Here is a 2,186-nt window from a genome sequence, read left to right on the forward strand (position 1 = left end):
CCCCACCCGCCATTGGCATCGGTGCAATTGTTTACATAGCCCTGACGGCAAAAGAAGCATTCGCCGCAGAAGGTTTCTACGTTGACCGTCACCCTGTCGCCGGGCTTCACCGTCTTTACGGCAGAGCCTACTTGCTCGACAATGCCTACCATCTCGTGCCCCACGGTGATACCGGGCACAGCGCGAGGCACACTGCCATGCTTAATATGCAAATCGCTGGTGCAGATGCTTCCCAGGGTAACGCGCACCAGTGCATCGCGCGGATCAATCAATTGCGGAATCGGTTTTTCGGTTAAGGCGAAACGGCCTTTCTCAATGTAAGTATATGCAAGCATTTCTGTATTTCCTCCTTATAATAAAATCAAATGACAGACACAAACATACGAATAAAATCCGATAAGGTGTCCGCATGCAGGTACTTATTTTATCCGAACCGCACATGAACGAAAAATAGCAAGTCTGCAACGATACATCCGAACAGATTAATTCGTAACTTGCGCCCCTAAACGCGATTTTCACCCTCCACAACCTTGTTCGGGGGAGAGAAGCAGAAAACAAATCGCACTGAAAAAGCCGTTTGTAAGACTTACGTTTCCAAGTGAGAACAGAACAACGGTTCACAAGCTCATATACTTACAAACGAATAAACTGATAAACTAAAAAAACTTAATACATATATGGCTGACAACTATCTTGAAAACCAGTTCGAGCAATACCAGGCACGCAAAGCCGCCTGGGAGCGAGAAAAAAAACTTGGCAAGCGAAAGACGCATCCCACTCCCCCGCCGACAACCGACAAGGCGACATCTGCCGAAAGCACAACGCCTGCCGAAAGCGTAAAGCCCGACACAGGAACCACACCGCCCTCGTGCGTGGACTGCGGCACCCAAAACTGCAAATATAAGACCAAGACTTATCCCGACTTCTGCCTGACTACCCACCTCGACCCTGCCGACCAGCAATGGGCTCTGGAGCGTTACGACGAAGGACGTAACCACGACATTATGGTGGCCAGTGCCGAAGTCGAATACGAAGGTTATTGCCAATGGACGCGTGTGGAAGAAATCATGCATTTTGCCCGTAAGATAGGCGCCCACAAGATAGGCATCGCCAACTGCATCGGCCTCGTCAGCGAAGCGCGCATCTTTGCCCGCATCCTGCGTGAAAACGGCTTCGAGGTCTATTCCGTCGTCTGCAAGGTGGCCGGACAGGCCAAATCATCAGTCGGCATCCCGCAGCAGTGCGAAAGCATCGGTGCAGCCATGTGCAACCCCATTCTGCAAGCACGTCTGCTGAACAAAGCCCAGACCGACCTGAACGTAGTCATCGGCCTGTGTGTGGGGCACGACAGCCTCTTCTACAAATATTCTGACGCCTACGTAACAACGTTGGTCACCAAAGACCGTATAACGGGCAACAACCCCGCCGCCACGCTCTATACCGCCCACTCGTATTATCGTAAGAAACTCAGTTAACGCCTCACCGACAATATGCTACACCGTTTTCACGTTCCCATCGACCACATCGCCTTGCCGACAAAATTTACTTATCCCTTCTGCTATACACCCCACCCCCTCTGCCTCATAGCTTCCTACGAAGTGCAGGAATACCTGAAGCAGCAGGCCCAATGGAAGCAGGAGCTCGACGCTGGTAAGATGTTTGGCGTACTGGTAGTGCGCACTGCCGACGGCCAGTTGGGTTATCTGGCGGCTTTCTCGGGCATATTGGCTGGTAAAAACATGCACCCTTTCTTCGTACCGCCTGTCTACGACCTGCTTCAGCCCGACGGTTTCTTTAAGATCGAAGAAGAGCAGATCTCGCAGCTCAACGCACGCATCGACGCTATGCAGACCGACGAACAGTACATACACCAGAAAAACACACTACTCCAAAGAGAGAGAGCCGTACACAAGGTGCTCGACGATGCCAAAACCGCGATGAGAGAAGCCCGCCTGCGGCGAGAAGAACGCCGAAAAGAAGCCTCACTGACGCCCAAAGGCCGCCTCGCCCCCGACGAAGAAGCCGCCCTGATACGTGAAAGCCAGTTTCAGAAGGCCGAATACAAACGGCTCGAAAAACGCTTGTCCGCATGGCTCGACGACTCGCGTAGTCTGATCAACGAAGCAGAGGAAAAGATGGCTTGTCTGAGGTCGGAGCGCCGCCAGCGTTCCGCCGCCCTGCAACGG

The 2,186-nt window shown here is 52.6% G+C and carries 2 protein-coding genes and 1 pseudogene; 2 read left to right on the forward strand and 1 reads right to left on the reverse strand.

Annotation, left to right across the window (positions count from 1 at the left end; genetic code table 11):
* The coding region (locus tag QVP67_RS07945) for an alcohol dehydrogenase catalytic domain-containing protein (protein WP_288180026.1) at positions 1-335 on the reverse strand (335 nt) is incomplete at its 3' end.
* A gap of 342 nt (positions 336-677) precedes the next feature.
* Between QVP67_RS07945 and QVP67_RS07950 the strand changes: the two genes are divergently transcribed.
* Positions 678-1,475 carry a DUF1847 domain-containing protein gene (locus QVP67_RS07950; protein WP_022163037.1) on the forward strand — a complete coding sequence of 266 codons (798 nt, stop codon included), beginning with the start codon at positions 678-680 and terminating at the stop codon, positions 1,473-1,475.
* Positions 1,476-1,490: 15 nt separating this feature from the next.
* Positions 1,491-2,186 (forward strand): annotated as a pseudogene (locus QVP67_RS07955) (RNA pseudouridine synthase); the annotation flags it as partial.

Source organism: Bacteroides sp. CAG:633 (assembly GCF_000435115.1).
GTDB classification, from domain to species: Bacteria; Bacteroidota; Bacteroidia; order Bacteroidales; family Bacteroidaceae; genus Bacteroides; species Bacteroides ndongoniae.